Source organism: Martinezella tropici (assembly GCF_003287875.1).
Classification (GTDB): domain Bacteria; phylum Pseudomonadota; class Alphaproteobacteria; order Rhizobiales; family Rhizobiaceae; genus Rhizobium; species Rhizobium tropici_C.
Window position 1 is genome coordinate 165834 of the sequence record NZ_QMKK01000054.1, and the last position, 14330, is coordinate 180163.

At 60.9% G+C, this 14330-nt stretch carries 14 protein-coding genes; 9 read left to right on the plus strand and 5 right to left on the minus strand.

The window, feature by feature from the left end:
* Positions 1-7: 7 nt before the first annotated feature.
* Positions 8-1204: an MFS transporter gene (locus tag DQ393_RS26080; RefSeq protein WP_112345175.1), complete on the plus strand. Its 1197-nt coding sequence runs from the start codon at positions 8-10 to the stop codon at positions 1202-1204.
* A 61-nt stretch (positions 1205-1265) separates the two neighbouring features.
* Here DQ393_RS26080 and DQ393_RS26085 read toward each other — a convergent pair whose 3' ends face one another.
* On the minus strand, positions 1266-2516 hold the full coding sequence (locus DQ393_RS26085) for a D-amino acid dehydrogenase (protein ID WP_112344600.1): 1251 nt from the start codon (positions 2514-2516) through the stop codon (positions 1266-1268).
* A 31-nt stretch (positions 2517-2547) separates the two neighbouring features.
* Positions 2548-3678 carry an alanine racemase gene (gene alr, locus DQ393_RS26090; RefSeq protein ID WP_112344601.1) on the minus strand — a complete coding sequence of 377 codons (1131 nt, stop codon included), beginning with the start codon at positions 3676-3678 and terminating at the stop codon, positions 2548-2550.
* 124 nt (positions 3679-3802) lie between these two features.
* Between alr and DQ393_RS26095 the strand changes: the two genes are divergently transcribed.
* Positions 3803-4267, plus strand: a complete 465-nt coding sequence (locus tag DQ393_RS26095; protein ID WP_112344602.1) for an Lrp/AsnC family transcriptional regulator — start codon at positions 3803-3805, stop codon at positions 4265-4267.
* Positions 4268-4347: 80 nt separating this feature from the next.
* Here DQ393_RS26095 and DQ393_RS26100 read toward each other — a convergent pair whose 3' ends face one another.
* On the minus strand, positions 4348-5232 hold the full coding sequence (locus DQ393_RS26100; RefSeq protein WP_112344603.1) for a LysR substrate-binding domain-containing protein: 885 nt from the start codon (positions 5230-5232) through the stop codon (positions 4348-4350).
* 239 nt (positions 5233-5471) lie between these two features.
* Here DQ393_RS26100 and DQ393_RS26105 point away from each other — a divergent pair, with 239 nt between their 5' ends.
* Positions 5472-6791, plus strand: coding sequence for an MFS transporter (locus DQ393_RS26105; protein WP_112344604.1), 1320 nt, complete (start codon positions 5472-5474; stop codon positions 6789-6791).
* Between the two features lie 64 nt (positions 6792-6855).
* On the opposite strand, the gene DQ393_RS26110 is transcribed toward DQ393_RS26105, so the two are convergent.
* A complete protein-coding gene (locus DQ393_RS26110) occupies positions 6856-7905 on the minus strand; it encodes an ornithine cyclodeaminase (RefSeq protein WP_112345176.1) in 1050 nt (349 codons plus the stop codon).
* 141 nt (positions 7906-8046) lie between these two features.
* Between DQ393_RS26110 and DQ393_RS26115 the strand changes: the two genes are divergently transcribed.
* Positions 8047-8484 carry an Lrp/AsnC family transcriptional regulator gene (locus tag DQ393_RS26115; RefSeq protein ID WP_112344605.1) on the plus strand — a complete coding sequence of 146 codons (438 nt, stop codon included), beginning with the start codon at positions 8047-8049 and terminating at the stop codon, positions 8482-8484.
* 211 nt (positions 8485-8695) lie between these two features.
* Here the strand turns inward: DQ393_RS26115 and hutC are convergent, their stop codons facing one another.
* Positions 8696-9451, minus strand: coding sequence for a histidine utilization repressor (hutC, locus tag DQ393_RS26120; RefSeq protein ID WP_112344606.1), 756 nt, complete (start codon positions 9449-9451; stop codon positions 8696-8698).
* Positions 9452-9644: 193 nt separating this feature from the next.
* Between hutC and DQ393_RS26125 the strand changes: the two genes are divergently transcribed.
* The 5 genes from DQ393_RS26125 to DQ393_RS26145 all read left to right on the plus strand — a co-directional run bounded on the left by DQ393_RS26125 (position 9645) and on the right by DQ393_RS26145 (position 14329).
* Complete coding sequence (locus DQ393_RS26125; protein WP_112344607.1) at positions 9645-10484, plus strand: transporter substrate-binding domain-containing protein; 840 nt, start codon at positions 9645-9647, stop codon at positions 10482-10484.
* A 103-nt stretch (positions 10485-10587) separates the two neighbouring features.
* The gene (locus DQ393_RS26130; RefSeq protein WP_112344608.1) at positions 10588-11313 is read left to right on the plus strand and encodes an ABC transporter permease; all 726 of its coding nucleotides are present in this window, start codon (positions 10588-10590) and stop codon (positions 11311-11313) included.
* Positions 11314-11323: 10 nt separating this feature from the next.
* Entirely contained in the window at positions 11324-12028 is a 705-nt protein-coding gene (locus DQ393_RS26135) for an ABC transporter permease (protein WP_112344609.1), read from the plus strand.
* Between the two features lie 22 nt (positions 12029-12050).
* Positions 12051-12827 carry an ABC transporter ATP-binding protein gene (locus DQ393_RS26140; protein WP_112344610.1) on the plus strand — a complete coding sequence of 259 codons (777 nt, stop codon included), beginning with the start codon at positions 12051-12053 and terminating at the stop codon, positions 12825-12827.
* Complete coding sequence (locus DQ393_RS26145) at positions 12824-14329, plus strand: HAL/PAL/TAL family ammonia-lyase (RefSeq protein ID WP_112344611.1); 1506 nt, start codon at positions 12824-12826, stop codon at positions 14327-14329. Before DQ393_RS26140 ends, DQ393_RS26145 begins: the two co-directional genes overlap by 4 nt.
* The last annotated feature ends 1 nt before the right edge of the window (position 14330 follow it).

Here is a 14330-nt window from a genome sequence, read left to right on the forward strand (position 1 = left end):
ATCTCCCATGGTTGCGGCATTCTCGGGTACACAGGCCCGATATGAAAAGACGACGATATCGATCGTTATGGCGGTCAGCACCTGCCATTTGCTGAACGATACGATGCAGTCGCTTCTGACATCGCTCTATCCGATGTTCAGAGAGAATTATGCGCTCGATTTCGTGCAGATCGGGTTGCTGACGATGATGTTCCAGATCACCGCTTCGCTGCTACAGCCGGTGGTCGGCATCGTCACCGACAAATGGCCGATGCCTTACTCGCTGCCGGTCGGTATGGTCAGCACCTTTTCAGGTCTGCTGCTGCTCGGCTATGCCGGCAGTTTCGGCGTGCTCCTGATCGCCGCGAGCCTGATCGGCTTCGGTTCGGCCGTCTTCCATCCGGAGGCGTCGCGTGTTGCACGTCTCGCTTCGGGCGGGCGCCACGGCCTGGCGCAATCGCTGTTCCAGCTCGGCGGCAATGCCGGCTCGGCCATCGGACCGCTGATTGCCGCGTTCTTCGTCCTCCAGCATGGCCAGAAGAGTGTCGCCTGGCTTTCGGTGCTGGCCGTCATCGGCTTCATTGTTCTGAGCTGGGTCGGCAACTGGTTCATCAATCACCGTCGCCAGCAGTCGGCGCGTCCCGCGCCGAGCCGCGCTCTGCCGATTTCGCGCAACAGGGCGATGTGGGCGCTCGCCATCCTCATCCTGCTGACGGCGACGAAGAACGTCTATATGGCGAGCATTTCGAGCTATTTCACTTTCTACGTCATCGACAAGTTCCATCTCGATGTCCGCGATGCGCAGCTGATGCTGTTCCTCTTCCTTGGCTCGGTCGCCGTCGGCACGATCATGGGCGGTCCGGTGGGCGACCGTCTGGGCGCGCGTTTCGTGATCTGGTTCTCGATCCTCGGCGTCATCCCGTTTGCGCTGCTGATGCCCTATGCGAACCTGTTCTGGACCTGCGTCCTCACTGTCGTCATCGGCCTCGTGCTTGCCTCGGCCTTCCCGGCGATCGTCGTCTTTGCGCAGGAGCTGATCCCCGGCCGTGTCGGACTGATCGGCGGCATATTCTTCGGCTTCGCTTTCGGCGCGGGCGGACTGGGGGCTGCTGCTCTCGGAGATTTTGCCGACACGCATGGCATCCCCTTCGTCTATACGCTCTGCTCGTATCTGCCGTTGTTGGGATTATTCACGATCTTCCTGCCACGAATCCCGCGGCATTGATCGAAATCGGCGGGCAATCAGCCCGCCGCTTTTCTGGAGCGCTTATGCGCGAGCCTGCGTGTCAGGCGTAGCGGCTGATGGCGAGGTCCGTCGCGTCGATATCAGGCCTGCGGCCGCTGACGAGATCGCTGATGACGCGCGCCGAGCCGGAACTCATGGTCCATCCCAGCGTGCCGTGACCTGTATTGAGATAAAGCCCCTTGACCTTCGTCGGTCCGATGACCGGCGTGCCGTCCGGCGTCATCGGCCTCAGGCCCGACCAGAAGGAGGCCTTGGCAACGTCGCCGCCGGGGAAGAGATCGGTCACGGAATGCTCAAGCGTCCGGCGCCTCGCAAGGCCAAGATCATTGGTATAGCCGGAGATTTCCGCCATGCCGCCGACGCGGATGCGATCGCCGAGCCGGGTGATGGCGATCTTGTAGGTTTCGTCCATGACGGTCGATTCCGGTGCGCGCGAGGCATCGGTGATCGGGATCGTCAGCGAATAGCCCTTGACCGGATAGACGGACAGGCTGATGCCGAGCGGTTTCAGCAGGAGTGGCGAATAGCTGCCAAGCGCAACAACGATCGCATCCGCATCCACTCGCCCGCGATCGGTTATGACGGCGCGCGCCTGACCGCCCTCAGCGTCGAGCCCCTTGATCATCGTGCCGTATTGGAACTTTACGCCGAGCTCGATCGTCTTCGCAGCAAGCGCATTGGTGAATTTGAAGCAGTCGCCTGTCTCGTCCTTCGGCGTCAGCAGGCCGCCGACGATCTTCTCGCGAACGTGCTTGAGCGCCGGTTCGACACGAACGCAGCCGTCGCGATCCAGTACCTCATAGGGAATGCCGTCGGCCGCAAGAGCCTTGACGTCCTTGGCCGATGCATCGAGCTGCTGCTGCGTGCGGAACAGCTGCAGCGTGCCCTGCATGCGCTCGTCATAGGCGATGCCGGTCTCCTGGCGAAGCTGAGCCAGCGAGATGCGGCTATAGTCGGCAAGGCGCAGCATCCGGCTCTTGTTGATCGCGTAGCGTTCCGACGTGCAGTTGGACAACATCCTGACCATCCAGGAGAGCATGGCGGCATCGACCTTCGGTCGCAAAATGAGCGGGGCATGTTTCATGAACAGCCACTTGATCGCCTTTGCGGGAATGCCGGGTGCCGCCCAGGGCGAGCAATAGCCGAAGGAGACTTCGCCGGCATTGGCAAAACTCGTTTCCAGCGCCGGCCCCTGTTGTCGGTCTATGACCGTGACTTCGTGGCCCGCCTTGGCAAGCTGATAGGCTGACGTCACGCCGATGATGCCGGCACCCAGAACGACGACTTTCATGATGTCCTCAGAGACTCGAGAGATGGGAAGGTCAGCGATATTGACGGTGGAAGCGATGGCCGAGACTGGTCAGGATCTCATAGGAAATCAAGCCGGCGTCGTGTGCAAGATCATCCACGGTTTGATGATCTCCGAGAACTTCCACCATGCTGCCGAAGGTGAGCGCGCCTTCGGGCAGGGCGCTGATATCGATTGTCGTGCTGTCCATCGACACGCGACCGACGATCGGCAGGCGCACGCCATCATAGTAGACCGCGCCGCGATCGCTGAGGCTGCGCGGCAGGCCGTCGGCATAGCCGGCAGCGATCGTCGCAAGCCGGGTCCGGCCTTTCGTGACATGCACGCCGCCATAGCCGACACGCGCGCCTTCCGGGACGGTTCGGGTCTGCACCACTGCGACATCGAGCCGGACGACGACTTCCATAGGATTGGCGACACCGCGTGTCGGCGCACCGCCGTAGAGGGCGATGCCCGGCCGTGCCAACACGCCGTGAAAATCGCCACCGAGGAAGATGCCGCCGGAATTCGCAAAGGAGATATCGTAGCTCGGGAATTCCGCTGCGACGCGGCGCATTTCGGCAAGCTGATCGGCATTTTGCCGGCTGTCGGCTTCGTCGGCGGAGGCGAGATGGCTCATGACGAACAGGATGTCGAGATCGTCGGATGTCTGCAGATGGGCAGCGACGGCGGCCCTGTCTTCAGGGGGTATGCCAAGCCGCGACATGCCGGTATCGAATTGCAGAACCGCCGGCAGCCTGCGCTGAAGCGCGCATGCGATACCACCCCATTGCTGCAGCTGATCGAGCGAATTGATCACAGGTACGATGCCGCCATCGGCACATGCTGCCTCGTTGCCGGGCAGCAGGCCATTCAGCACGAAGATTGTGGCGTCGCCGGGCAGTTGCGGACGCAGCCGTAGCGCTTCGATGAAGTGGGCGACGAAGAAATGCCGGCAACCGCGCGCATAGAGCGCTTTTGACACTTGATTGGCGCCGAGCCCATAGGAGTCGGCCTTCACGACAGCGGCTGTGCACGCCGGTGCGACGGCCGCGGACAGTTTGTCGTAGTTCCGGCAAAGGGCTGCCAGATCAATCGTCAGATAACCACAAGCCCCGCTGTCGATCGCCGATTTTGGCGCCCGCAAATCCGTTATGCCGTCCATGTCCGCCCTCGCTGTTCAAGTGCAGATTATTGAAATGATCGCGAAATTGCCTATCAAACAGCGATTGATTATTGTGTAGTTGCGTAGATATTGAAACGAACTGCGAATTTTTGAAAGAATTCACATGCCGGCTCTCGATGCGATCGACCGCAATATTCTCCGCCTGCTTCGGCTCGATGCCCGCGTCAGCAATGCAAGGCTGGCGGGAGAGGTGGGATTGTCGCCGTCGGCCTGCCTCAGACGCATCAAGCTCATGGAGCAGGCTGGTGTCATCAGAGGCTATACGGCGCTGGTGGATACCTCCCAGGCGGAAGCCGCGATCGCAGTCATCATCAACATCACGCTCGAGCGGCAGACGGAGGATCACCTCGATCGTTTCGAGGCTGCGGTGCGCAAGCATCCGGAGATCAAGGAGTGTTTCCTGATGACGGGCGGATCCGATTATCTTCTGCGCGTCGAGGTCGCCAATCCCGGCGATTTCGAGCGCATCCACAAGGATATTCTTTCGACCATGCCGGGCGTGCTGCGAATCCATTCGAGCTTCTCGATCCGCAATGTGCTTGCGACGCGGCCGAAAAATCCGCGCTGAAGAAGCGGCTGATATTGACCTGACCGTTCAGCTCGGCCGCCAGAATTCCGCTGGTTTCAATGTCTTTCAGGCTAAGGCCGTCAGGTGTCCGGCCTTGCATGCATCTCGGCCGTCAGCCATCGCTCGAGCGCCAATGCGTCTGGCCTGCCTGCAATGTGCGGGGCGATCCAGAGCACCATGCGTCGGGGTCCAGGCAGGAAACCGAATGGCGCCACCAGCCGCCCCGAGGCAAGCTGATCGAGCACCAGCATCTGCGGGACGACGGCAATGCCGAGACCGCAGGCGGCAGCCTGGATCAGTAGGTAGAAGTGGTCGAAGGCGGATTGCGACACGAGCCGCAGATCCGTTCTGCCCGCAATCGCCTGCCAGTCGCTCCAGGCCTGGGGACGCGTGCGCGTGGACAGGAGCGCCGCATTCTCCATGTCTCCTGGGCAAAGAATGCCGGAGCGGCTCAGATACTCCGGCGAGCAGACCGGGCCGATCGCCTCCCCGCCCAATTCGCGGATGATCGCATCCTTCGGCGGTTCGATGACGCTCGAGCGGATTGCGAGGCTGATCTTGTCCCGGACGAAATCGACCTGATCGTAGTTCATGTTGAATTGAAGGGCGATGTGGGGATGGCGCTCGTGGAATTGACCGATGCGGGGAATGATCCATCCCATCATAATCGATGAGGAGCAGGAAAGCGTCAGCGGACCGGGGCGAACACGCTCGACACTCGCCTGCATCAAGCCGAAGGCGCTTGCCAGCCCCTCGGCCAGCCGCAGCCCTTCTAGCGTCGGCTCGGTGGAATGGGCCCGGCGGTTGACGAGAATGACGCCCAAAGCCTGTTCGAGACCGCGAATGTGCCGGCTGATCGCGCCGTGCGTGACGCAAAGCTCGTCGGCAGCCAGCGTCATCGATCTGTGCCGCGCGGTCGCTTCGAAAGCCTTCAGGGCATTCAACGATGGAAGAGGGCCGCTCATTGTCCAGTCCTGCGATAATGTGATGTGATTTTTACTCACATGACAAGGAGATTAAATCGTTTGCTTGCGGCTTGTCCATACCGCTAGAGATCAAGGTCATTCGAAGGCGCATGCGGCTGAAGGCAGGGACTGGAGGGGAAATCGGAGTTTCCGTTCTGTCAGCGACGCAAGCTGATCGCTGCGCTGCGGAGGAATTTCAGGACTGGGGAGGATTTCTATTGCAGCCTGCTAATCAGGAAATGTCACAGGTCGAACGCTCGGCCATATCAAAGGTATCGAAGCGGCTGGTGCCGTTCATCGCCTTGATGTTCTTCATCAACTTCCTTGACCGTACCGCAATTTCCTTTGCCGGCCCGAACGGCATGACGACGGATCTGGCGCTGACGGCGGCGCAGTTCGGCTTCGCGGCGGGCATCTTCTTCTTCGGCTATATCGTGCTGGAGATTCCGAGCAATCTGGCGCTTCACAAATATGGCGCCCGCCGCTGGCTTGCCCGCATCATGGTGAGCTGGGGCATCGTGGCGCTCTTGTTCACCTGGGTATCGAGCGCGACGGAGCTCTACGTGCTGCGTTTCCTCCTCGGCGTTGCCGAAGCCGGCTTCTTTCCGGGCGCGATCCTTTTCCTAAGCATGTGGGTGCCCGCCAAGCACCGCAACAAGATCCTGGCATTGTTCTATCTCGCCCAGCCGCTGACAACGGTCATCGGCGCGCCCTTTGCGGCGATGCTCATACAGATGCACGGTCTCTTCGGCTTGGAAGGCTGGCGCGTCATGTTCTTCGGCGTTGCCGTTCCCGCCATCGTCATCGGCATCGTCGCATGGTTCTATCTCGCGGATCGACCCGACGACGCCAAGTGGCTGACGCAGGCGGAAAAGGATTGGTTGAACCGCGAGCTTGCCGGCGAGGAAAAGGCCAAGGTGGCCGCTCATGGCAAGATGACCGGTCTCGCCCTGACGGATGGCCGCGTGTGGCTGCTGTCGGTGATCTATTTCGGCCTGATCTACGGCCTCTATGCGCTGGCCTTCTTCCTGCCGACCATCATTGCCGGTTTCGAGGCGAAGTTCGGCACCAAATTCGATGTCTTCGACAAGGGGTTGATCACGGCCATTCCCTACCTGCCGGCGGCGGTTGCGCTGTTCTTCTGGAGCCGCGATGCCTCCAGGCGTGGCGTTCGGCCGCGGCATATCGGCATTCCGGCTCTGATCGGCGCATTCAGCATTCCGGCCGCGCTCTATATGGGCTCGCCTGAAGCGACGATCGTCATGATCACGCTGACGGCCTGTGCGATCTTTTCCGCCCTGCCGAATTTCTGGGCCATTCCGTCGCGCTTTCTGACCGGGCCAGCGGCCGCGGCAGGCATCGCCCTGATCAATACGATCGGCAACATCGCCGGCTTTGCCGCGCCCTATATCACCGGCGCGGTCAAGGATGCGACCGGCCTTTACCAATTGCCAATGTTCATCGTCGGGGCGCTGATGCTGCTGTCGGCACTGCTCGCCTTCTCGCTGAGCGGCAGGGTAGAGGAACCGAAACTGGCTGCGTCGGCCAGCAGGGGCTGAAGCGTCCAGGGCAATGAATGGATGAATTCGATGGCGGTCACGAATGCGATCGCCATCGATTTTCTCAGCCGGCCCGCAGCAGCATGCCGAAGAGGTCGCGCGGGTCGTCCGGATCGGCAATAATATCGAGCTTCTGGAAGTAGTCCGTGCCTTTCAGCTTCTCGCGCACATAGCGCAAGGCGGAGAAATCCTCGATCGCAAAGCCGACGCTGTCGAATAGGGTGATCTGCCGCTCACTGCTGCGGCCCTGCGCCCTACCGGCGACGACCTGCCAGAGTTCAGTGATGGGATAGTCCGGATTCATCTGCTGGATCTCGCCTTCGACGCGCGTCTGCGGTGGATATTCGACGAAGGTGTCGGCGCGCAGCAGGATGTCGCGGTGAAGCTCGGTTTTGCCCGGGCAGTCGCCGCCGATGGCGTTGATGTGCACGCCGGCGCCGACCATGTTATCGGTCAAAATGGTCGCAAACTGTTTGTCGGCCGTGCACGTGGTGATGATGTCGGCGCCTTCGATGGCGGCCTGGGCCGAGGTGCAGGGCACGAGCCGCAGGCCCGTCTTGCCGAGATTACGCACGGTTTTTTCCGTCGCCTTCGGATCGATGTCGTAAAGGCGGACTTCCTGGATGCCGAGCACCGCCTTCATTGCCAGAGCCTGAAACTCTGCCTGCGCGCCGTTGCCGATCAGGGTCAGGCAGCGCGAATTGGCTGGTGCCAAATGGCGAGCCGCCATGGCCGAGGTCGCTGCCGTGCGCAGGGCGGTCAGCAGCGTCATTTCGGTCAGTAGCACCGGGTAGCCGGTCGAGACTTCCGCCAATAGGCCGAAGGCAGTGACGGTCTGCAGGCCCTGAGCCATGTTCTTCGGGTGGCCGTTCACATATTTGAAGCTGTAGACCGCTCCGTCGGAGGTCGGCATCAGCTCGATGACGCCGTCATGCGAATGGGAGGCGACGCGAGGAGTCTTGTCGAAGAGGTCCCAGCGACGGAAGTCGGCCTCGATGGCGTCGGTGAGTTCGACCAGCATGGTTTCAATGCCGACATGATGGACGAGCCGCATCATATTCTCGACGCTGACGAAGGGAATGAAGGCTTTTTCCGAAGGAAGCGGTGCGGTCATCGTCATGTCCTCGATGCAGTTGTTTTGCATAGGGTAACAAGCGGATCGATTGACTGAAATCGCAAAACTGTGTCAGTTCTGGTATTAGTTTATACGAATTGCCTAGTATTTTTGACGAAAAAGGCAGAACGGGATCACGCAATGGCGCTTGCTAAATATATTCCGGACGATCTCGATCGGCGCATCATAGCGCATTTGCGCGCCGATGGCCGCGCTTCCCTCTCCAAGCTGTCGGATGCCTTGGGTGTCGCGCGCGGTACGGTGCAGAACCGGTTGGACCGGCTGATCGATACGGGTACGCTTCTCGGCTTCACCGTGCGGGTGCGCGAAGATTATGAAGAGCAGACTGTCCACGCCGTCATGATGATCGAAGTCGTCGGCAAGTCGACGACCCAGGTCATCCGCAGGCTGCGCGGTCTGCCCGAGATCTATTCGCTGCATACGACCAACGGAAATTGGGACCTGGTGGCTAATATCCGAGCCGCCAGCCTTTCGGACTTCGACCGGGTCCTGCGCGAAGTGCGGATGATCGACGGCGTCGCCAACAGCGAAACCAGCCTGCTGCTCAGCAGCCTATGATTCGCCTATAAGTGGCGGGACGCTGCGCCGCGATTGAAAACTCGCCGCATGTGTTGTTATGCTTTCGCACGGACCTCAGCCTATTCACCTACGCCCTGCCTGTTCGTAAAGCTCATGCAGCAGATCTCGTAGGCCTCCACCTCAAATAAAGTGCAACAATCGACGGATCGCCGCTTTCGAGCGGAAGAATGGTATAGCTTCCATATACAACTTAGCGATCCGAAGACCTGCTGCTTTGGCTTTCCAGTCGATAACGGTTTCCGGGATAAACCAGCCGTGCCGTGGAAACGACGCCGCGCGCCGACCATGTCCGACGGCGGATCGTCAGGCAGGGTTCGGTTTTCAGGATGGTCAGCAGCTTGCATTCCCAGGCTTGCGGCATCACGGCTTCGACCACATGCTCAGAGCCGCTCAAGGGCGCGACCGCCGAAAGATAGGCGTTCGGCGTCATGCCAATGAAGTCCTGCTGCAGGTAGTCGGGAGCGGCCTCCGGATGGACATGGCGATCCTCGATCTGGACCGGCACCCCATTCTCGCTATGGACGATCAGCGAGTGAAAAACCGGTGAACCGATGTCGAGTTCCAGCGCATCAGCGACATCGGGCGATGCGGCCTCGCGAGCCAGTACGATCACCGTTGCCTGGTGGGAATGGCCACGTTCGGCGATTTCCTCGGCGATATTGCGCACCTCGAACAGGGCGGATGCGCCCTTGCGTTCGGCGACGAAGGAGCCGACGCCCTGAATGCGTACCAGCTCGCCCTCGTTTGCGAGTTCGCGCAGCGCCCGATTGGCCGTCATCTTGCTGACGCCGAGTTCGACGACCAGCTCGTTTTCGGAGGGGACGCGATATTTCGGCGGCCACTCGCCGCTGTGAATGCGATCGAGTATCATCTGCTTGACGCCGGCATAGAGAGGCGCGGCGTCGTTTTCCGCCAGTTCGCGTTTCATCTCGCCGGAGCGCTTCATTGCCTATTCCCTTTGCACCGAGTGAATTTGCCTCGAAAACAACTTTCCCACTTGCATATCATAAATTATCTCATATGGTACCCTATACAACCTCGCAATCAATCCTAAAATTTCATTGGGAAAGCGGGCAAGCCGGCGAAGATCGGTAGGAAGTGCTGCAAGGCCTGTTTCAACCTCAGAGGAGCTCTATACGATGAAATTCAGTGCAATTCTCTTGTCGGGCGTCGTGGCTGCCGCCGCTTTCGCCGCGCCGGCCTTCGCCAAGGACTGGAAGACGGCGACGATTACCCTGGAAGGTGCCTACGCCCCGTGGAACATGACGAATGCCGACGGCACACTCGGCGGCTTCGAGCCGGAACTCGCCAAGGTTCTCTGCGAACGCGCCAAGATCGACTGCAAGCTCGTCGCCTCCGATTGGGATGGCATGATCCCGGCGCTGAACGCCGGCAAGTTCGACGTGATCATGGATGCGCTGTCGATCACCGACGAGCGCAAGCAGGTTATCGGCTTCACCATTCCTTATGCTGCAACGCCTGCCGCTTTTGCGACCGCCAAGGATAGCCCGCTGGCCAACGCCGCCGGCACCGGCACCACGATCAAGATGACCCCCGGCCAGACTGGCGTCAAGGAAATCGATGTGCTGAAGGAAGCCTTCAAGGGCAAGACGATCGGCATTCAGGCGGCAACCGTCTACGCCAAGTTCATCTACGACAATTTCGGTTCGGTCGCCACGATCCGCGAATACAAGACAGGCGCCGACCGCGATCTCGACCTGCAGAACGGCCGCATCGATCTCGGCTTTGACGATGCCGTCTACTTTGCGAACGCCTTTGCCAGCGCCAACGATTCGCTCGCCTTCACCGGCCCGGAAATCGCCGGTTCCATCTGGGGTGAAGGCGAAGGCCTTGGCATCCGCAAGGCGGATACCGACCTGCGCGACAAGTTTAACGAGGCGATCAAGTCCGCGCTTGCCGACGGAACCATCAAGACCCTGTCGATGAAGTGGTTCAAGGTCGACGTCAGCCCGAATTGATGAGCGCGGCCCTCGGGCCACATCATCGGTCTCCGGCTTTGCGGCCGGGGACCGTATGATATCATCCTGACGCCTGAAACTGCCACGGATAGGGATTGGATCTATGGCAAGCTTGCAATTGCTGGGCTTCGGCTCGAACGGGTGGGGCGCGCTGCTGCTCGTCGCCGCCTTGATGACGTTAGCGGTCACGGCGACGGCCCTCATCATCGGAGCCGTGTTGGGCGCGATAATCGCTTTCGCGAAGCTCTCCGGAAGTCTGGTGCTGAAGACGCTCGGCAATATCTACACCACCGTCTTCCGTGGCGTTCCCGAACTTCTGATCATCTACCTGATCTATTTCGGTGGTTCATCGGCGGTGACGTCGATCGGTAAATGGCTTGGCTATGAAGGCTTTCTCGGCCTGCCATCCTTTGCCGCGGGCGCGCTTGCCGTCGGCATTATTTCCGGCGCCTATCAGGCCGAAGTGTTTCGCGGCGCTTATCTTGCCATTTCCAAGGGCGAGCTTGAGGCAGCATCCGCGATCGGCATGCATCGCGGACTGCGCCTGCGGCGGATCATCATTCCGCAGGTCCTGCGCTTCGCCATTCCCGGCCTTGGCAATGTCTGGCAGCTCAGCCTCAAGGATTCCGCGCTGATCTCCGTGACCGGCCTCGCCGAATTGATGCGCACCAGCCAGGTGGCTGCCGGCTCTACCCGCCAGTACTTCCTCTTCTTCATCGCCGGCGGCATTCTCTATCTGGTCCTGACCAGCCTGTCGGATCGCATCTTCAACAGGGCAGAACGGCGCGCCAATCGCAGCATGCCGGCCGCGACCATCGGCCAGGCTTGAGGAGGACGGTATGGATTTCGATTTCCTTGCGAGCACGATGGTCACGCTGCTGAAGGCGGTGCCGATGACGCTGCTTCTCTTCTTCCTGTCGGTCCTCTGCGGCGGCATTCTGGCGCTCGTCATCGTCGCCATGCGCGTCAGCGGCAATCCGATTCTCTCCGGTTTTGCCAAGGGCTATATTTTCGTGTTTCGCGGCTCGCCACTGCTGATCCAGATGTTCCTGGTCTTCTACGGTTTGGCGCAATTCTCGCTCATCCGCTATTCGTTCCTGTGGCCCTTCCTGCGTGAGCCGGTCGTCTGCGCCATCCTGTCGCTGGCGCTTTGCACCGCCGGTTATTCGGCCGAGATCTTCCGCGGCGGCATCCGTGCCGTTTCGCCGAAGGAGATCGAAGCCGCCCGTTCGATCGGCATGTCAGGCTTCCTGCTGGTGCGCCGCATCATCGCGCCGATCGCCTTCCGGCACGCGCTGCCGGCCTATTTGACCGAGATCGTGCTGATGATGAAGTCGACGGCGCTTGCGAGCCTCGTCACGGTCTGGGAGGTCACGGGCGTTGCCCAGCGGTTGATCTCGCAGACCTACCGCACGATGGAGGTCTTCATCTGCGCGGCGATCATCTACCTCGTGCTGAATTTCATCATTCTGCAGGCCATGGCCCTGCTGGAATATTCTCTGTCCCGCCATCGCCGCGCCATTCCGCCGGCGTTGAAGGCCTAAAGCTTACTGGAGCAGGCAAATCATGCCAGGTGTCACCCGACTTTCCGTCCGCAACATCCGCAAGAGCTTCGGTACCCATGAGGTCTTGCGCGGCATTTCCCTCGATGCGCAGGATGGCGATGTGATTTCGCTGCTCGGCGCTTCCGGTTCGGGCAAATCGACTTTCCTTCGCTGCATCAATCTTCTCGAAATTGCCACGGATGGCGAGATCTGGGTGGATGGCGAGCAGATCCGCATGATCCACAAGAATGGCAGGAGCTATCCGGCGAGCCATAAGCAGGTGGATCATATTCGTTCCGAACTCGGCATGGTCTTCCAGAGCTTCAATCTCTGGTCTCACATGACGATCCTGCAGAATGTCATCGAGGGGCCGGTTCATGTCCTGAAGCGTCCCCGCGCTGAGTGCATTGCCGAGGCCGAAGTGCTGCTGGAAAAGGTCGGCATTGCCGACAAGCGCCATGCCTATCCCGCCCATCTCTCCGGCGGCCAGCAGCAGCGCGCGGCGATTGCCCGCGCGCTGGCCATGAAGCCGAAGGTCATGCTGTTCGACGAGCCGACCTCGGCGCTTGATCCGGAACTCGTCGGCGAAGTGCTGCGCGTCATGCGCGCCCTTGCCGAAGAAGGCATGACCATGCTGGTCGTCACCCACGAGATGAGCTTCGCCCGCAATGTCTCCAACCGCGTGGTCTTCATGAAGGAAGGGCTTGTCGAAAGCACCGGCACGCCGGATGAGATGTTCGGCGGCGGCGCCTCGCCGGCTTTCCGCCAGTTCATCGGCCATTTCGGAAACGGGCAATGACCGTCACGATCGATAGGCCGCTATCTTGGCGCGACGTCGCACGCGTCGGCGGCGGCGAGCCGCTTTCCCTTTCCGATGCCGCCTGGGATCGCGTTGTCGAGGCGAGCCGCATCGTCGAGCGCATCGTCGAAACGGGCGTGCGCGCATATGGCGTCAATACCGGTGTCGGTGCGCTTTCCGATACCGTGGTCGATCGCGATTCCCAGAGCCGGCTCTCGCGCAACATCATCTTGAGCCACGCCTGTGGCGTCGGCCCATTGCTGCCGGTCCGAGAGGTGCGCTCGATCATTGCGGCGCAGATCGCCAATTTCGCCCATGGCCATTCCGGCGTGAGGCCCGAAATCGTCAGGCATCTGGCTGCGTTTCTCGAGCATGACTGCATTCCGGAAGTCCCGTCCAAGGGCTCCGCCGGTTATCTCACGCATAACGCCCATGCGGCTCTCGTCCTGATCGGCGAGGGAAGGGCTATCGTGAAGGGCACATCCATGAGCGGTGCCGAGGCACTCGCCGCAATCGGCCTGAGCCCCCTGGTGCTCGGCGCCAAGGAAGGCCTGAGCCTCGTCAACGGCACGGCCTGCGCCACCGGATTGTCGGCGCTTGCTGTCTCTCGTGCCGAACGCCTGCTCGATTGGGCCGATGCCATCGCCGCGCTGACCCTGGAAGCCGCAGGTTGCCAGATGGCGGCTTTCGACGAGAAAGTATTGGCGCTGCGCCCATCGGCTGGCATCGCCAAGGTCGGGCGCAGGCTTCGTAGCCGTCTGCATGGCAGCGGCCTCATTGCTGCCGCTCTCGGACGGCGCACGCAGGATGCCTTGAGCCTGAGATCGGTGCCTCATGCCCATGGCGCAGCCTGGGATGTCTTCGAGCAGACGGCCGATATCGTCGATCAGGAACTGGCTTCAGTCACGGATAATCCAGCCGTTTCGGGTACACCTGAAAAGCCCGTCGTCTCCTCCGAAGCCCATGCCGTTGCCCCCGCCCTCGGCCAGGCGGCCGATAGTCTGGCTATCGCGATCGCGCAGATATCGGCGATGAGCGAGCGGCGGACGGATCGCCTCGTCAATCCGCTGGTCAGCGGCCTGCCGCCGTTCCTTGCGAGCGACGCCGGCAGCCATTCCGGTTTCATGATCGCGCAATATACGGCTGCAGCGCTGAGCAACGACAACCGGCGGCTCGCCGCTCCTGCTTCGCTCGACGGCGGCCTGACCTCCGGCCTGCAGGAAGACTTCCTGGCCCATCCCACGGCGGCGGCCAACAAGCTGCTCGCGATCCTCGATAACGCGGAATACATCCTGGCGATCGAACTGATGGCGGCGGCGCAGGCGCACGATTTTCTCACCTCGCAGGGCACGCGGGCGCCAGGAACCGAGCATATCTATGCGGCCGCTCGTTCCTGCGTGCCCATCTATGGCGACGATCGTCCGCTGAATGCGGATATGGAAGCCTTACGAGGCATGATCGCCAAGATCGCGCCGCCTGCGGAAGATGAAACTGGAGCATGAA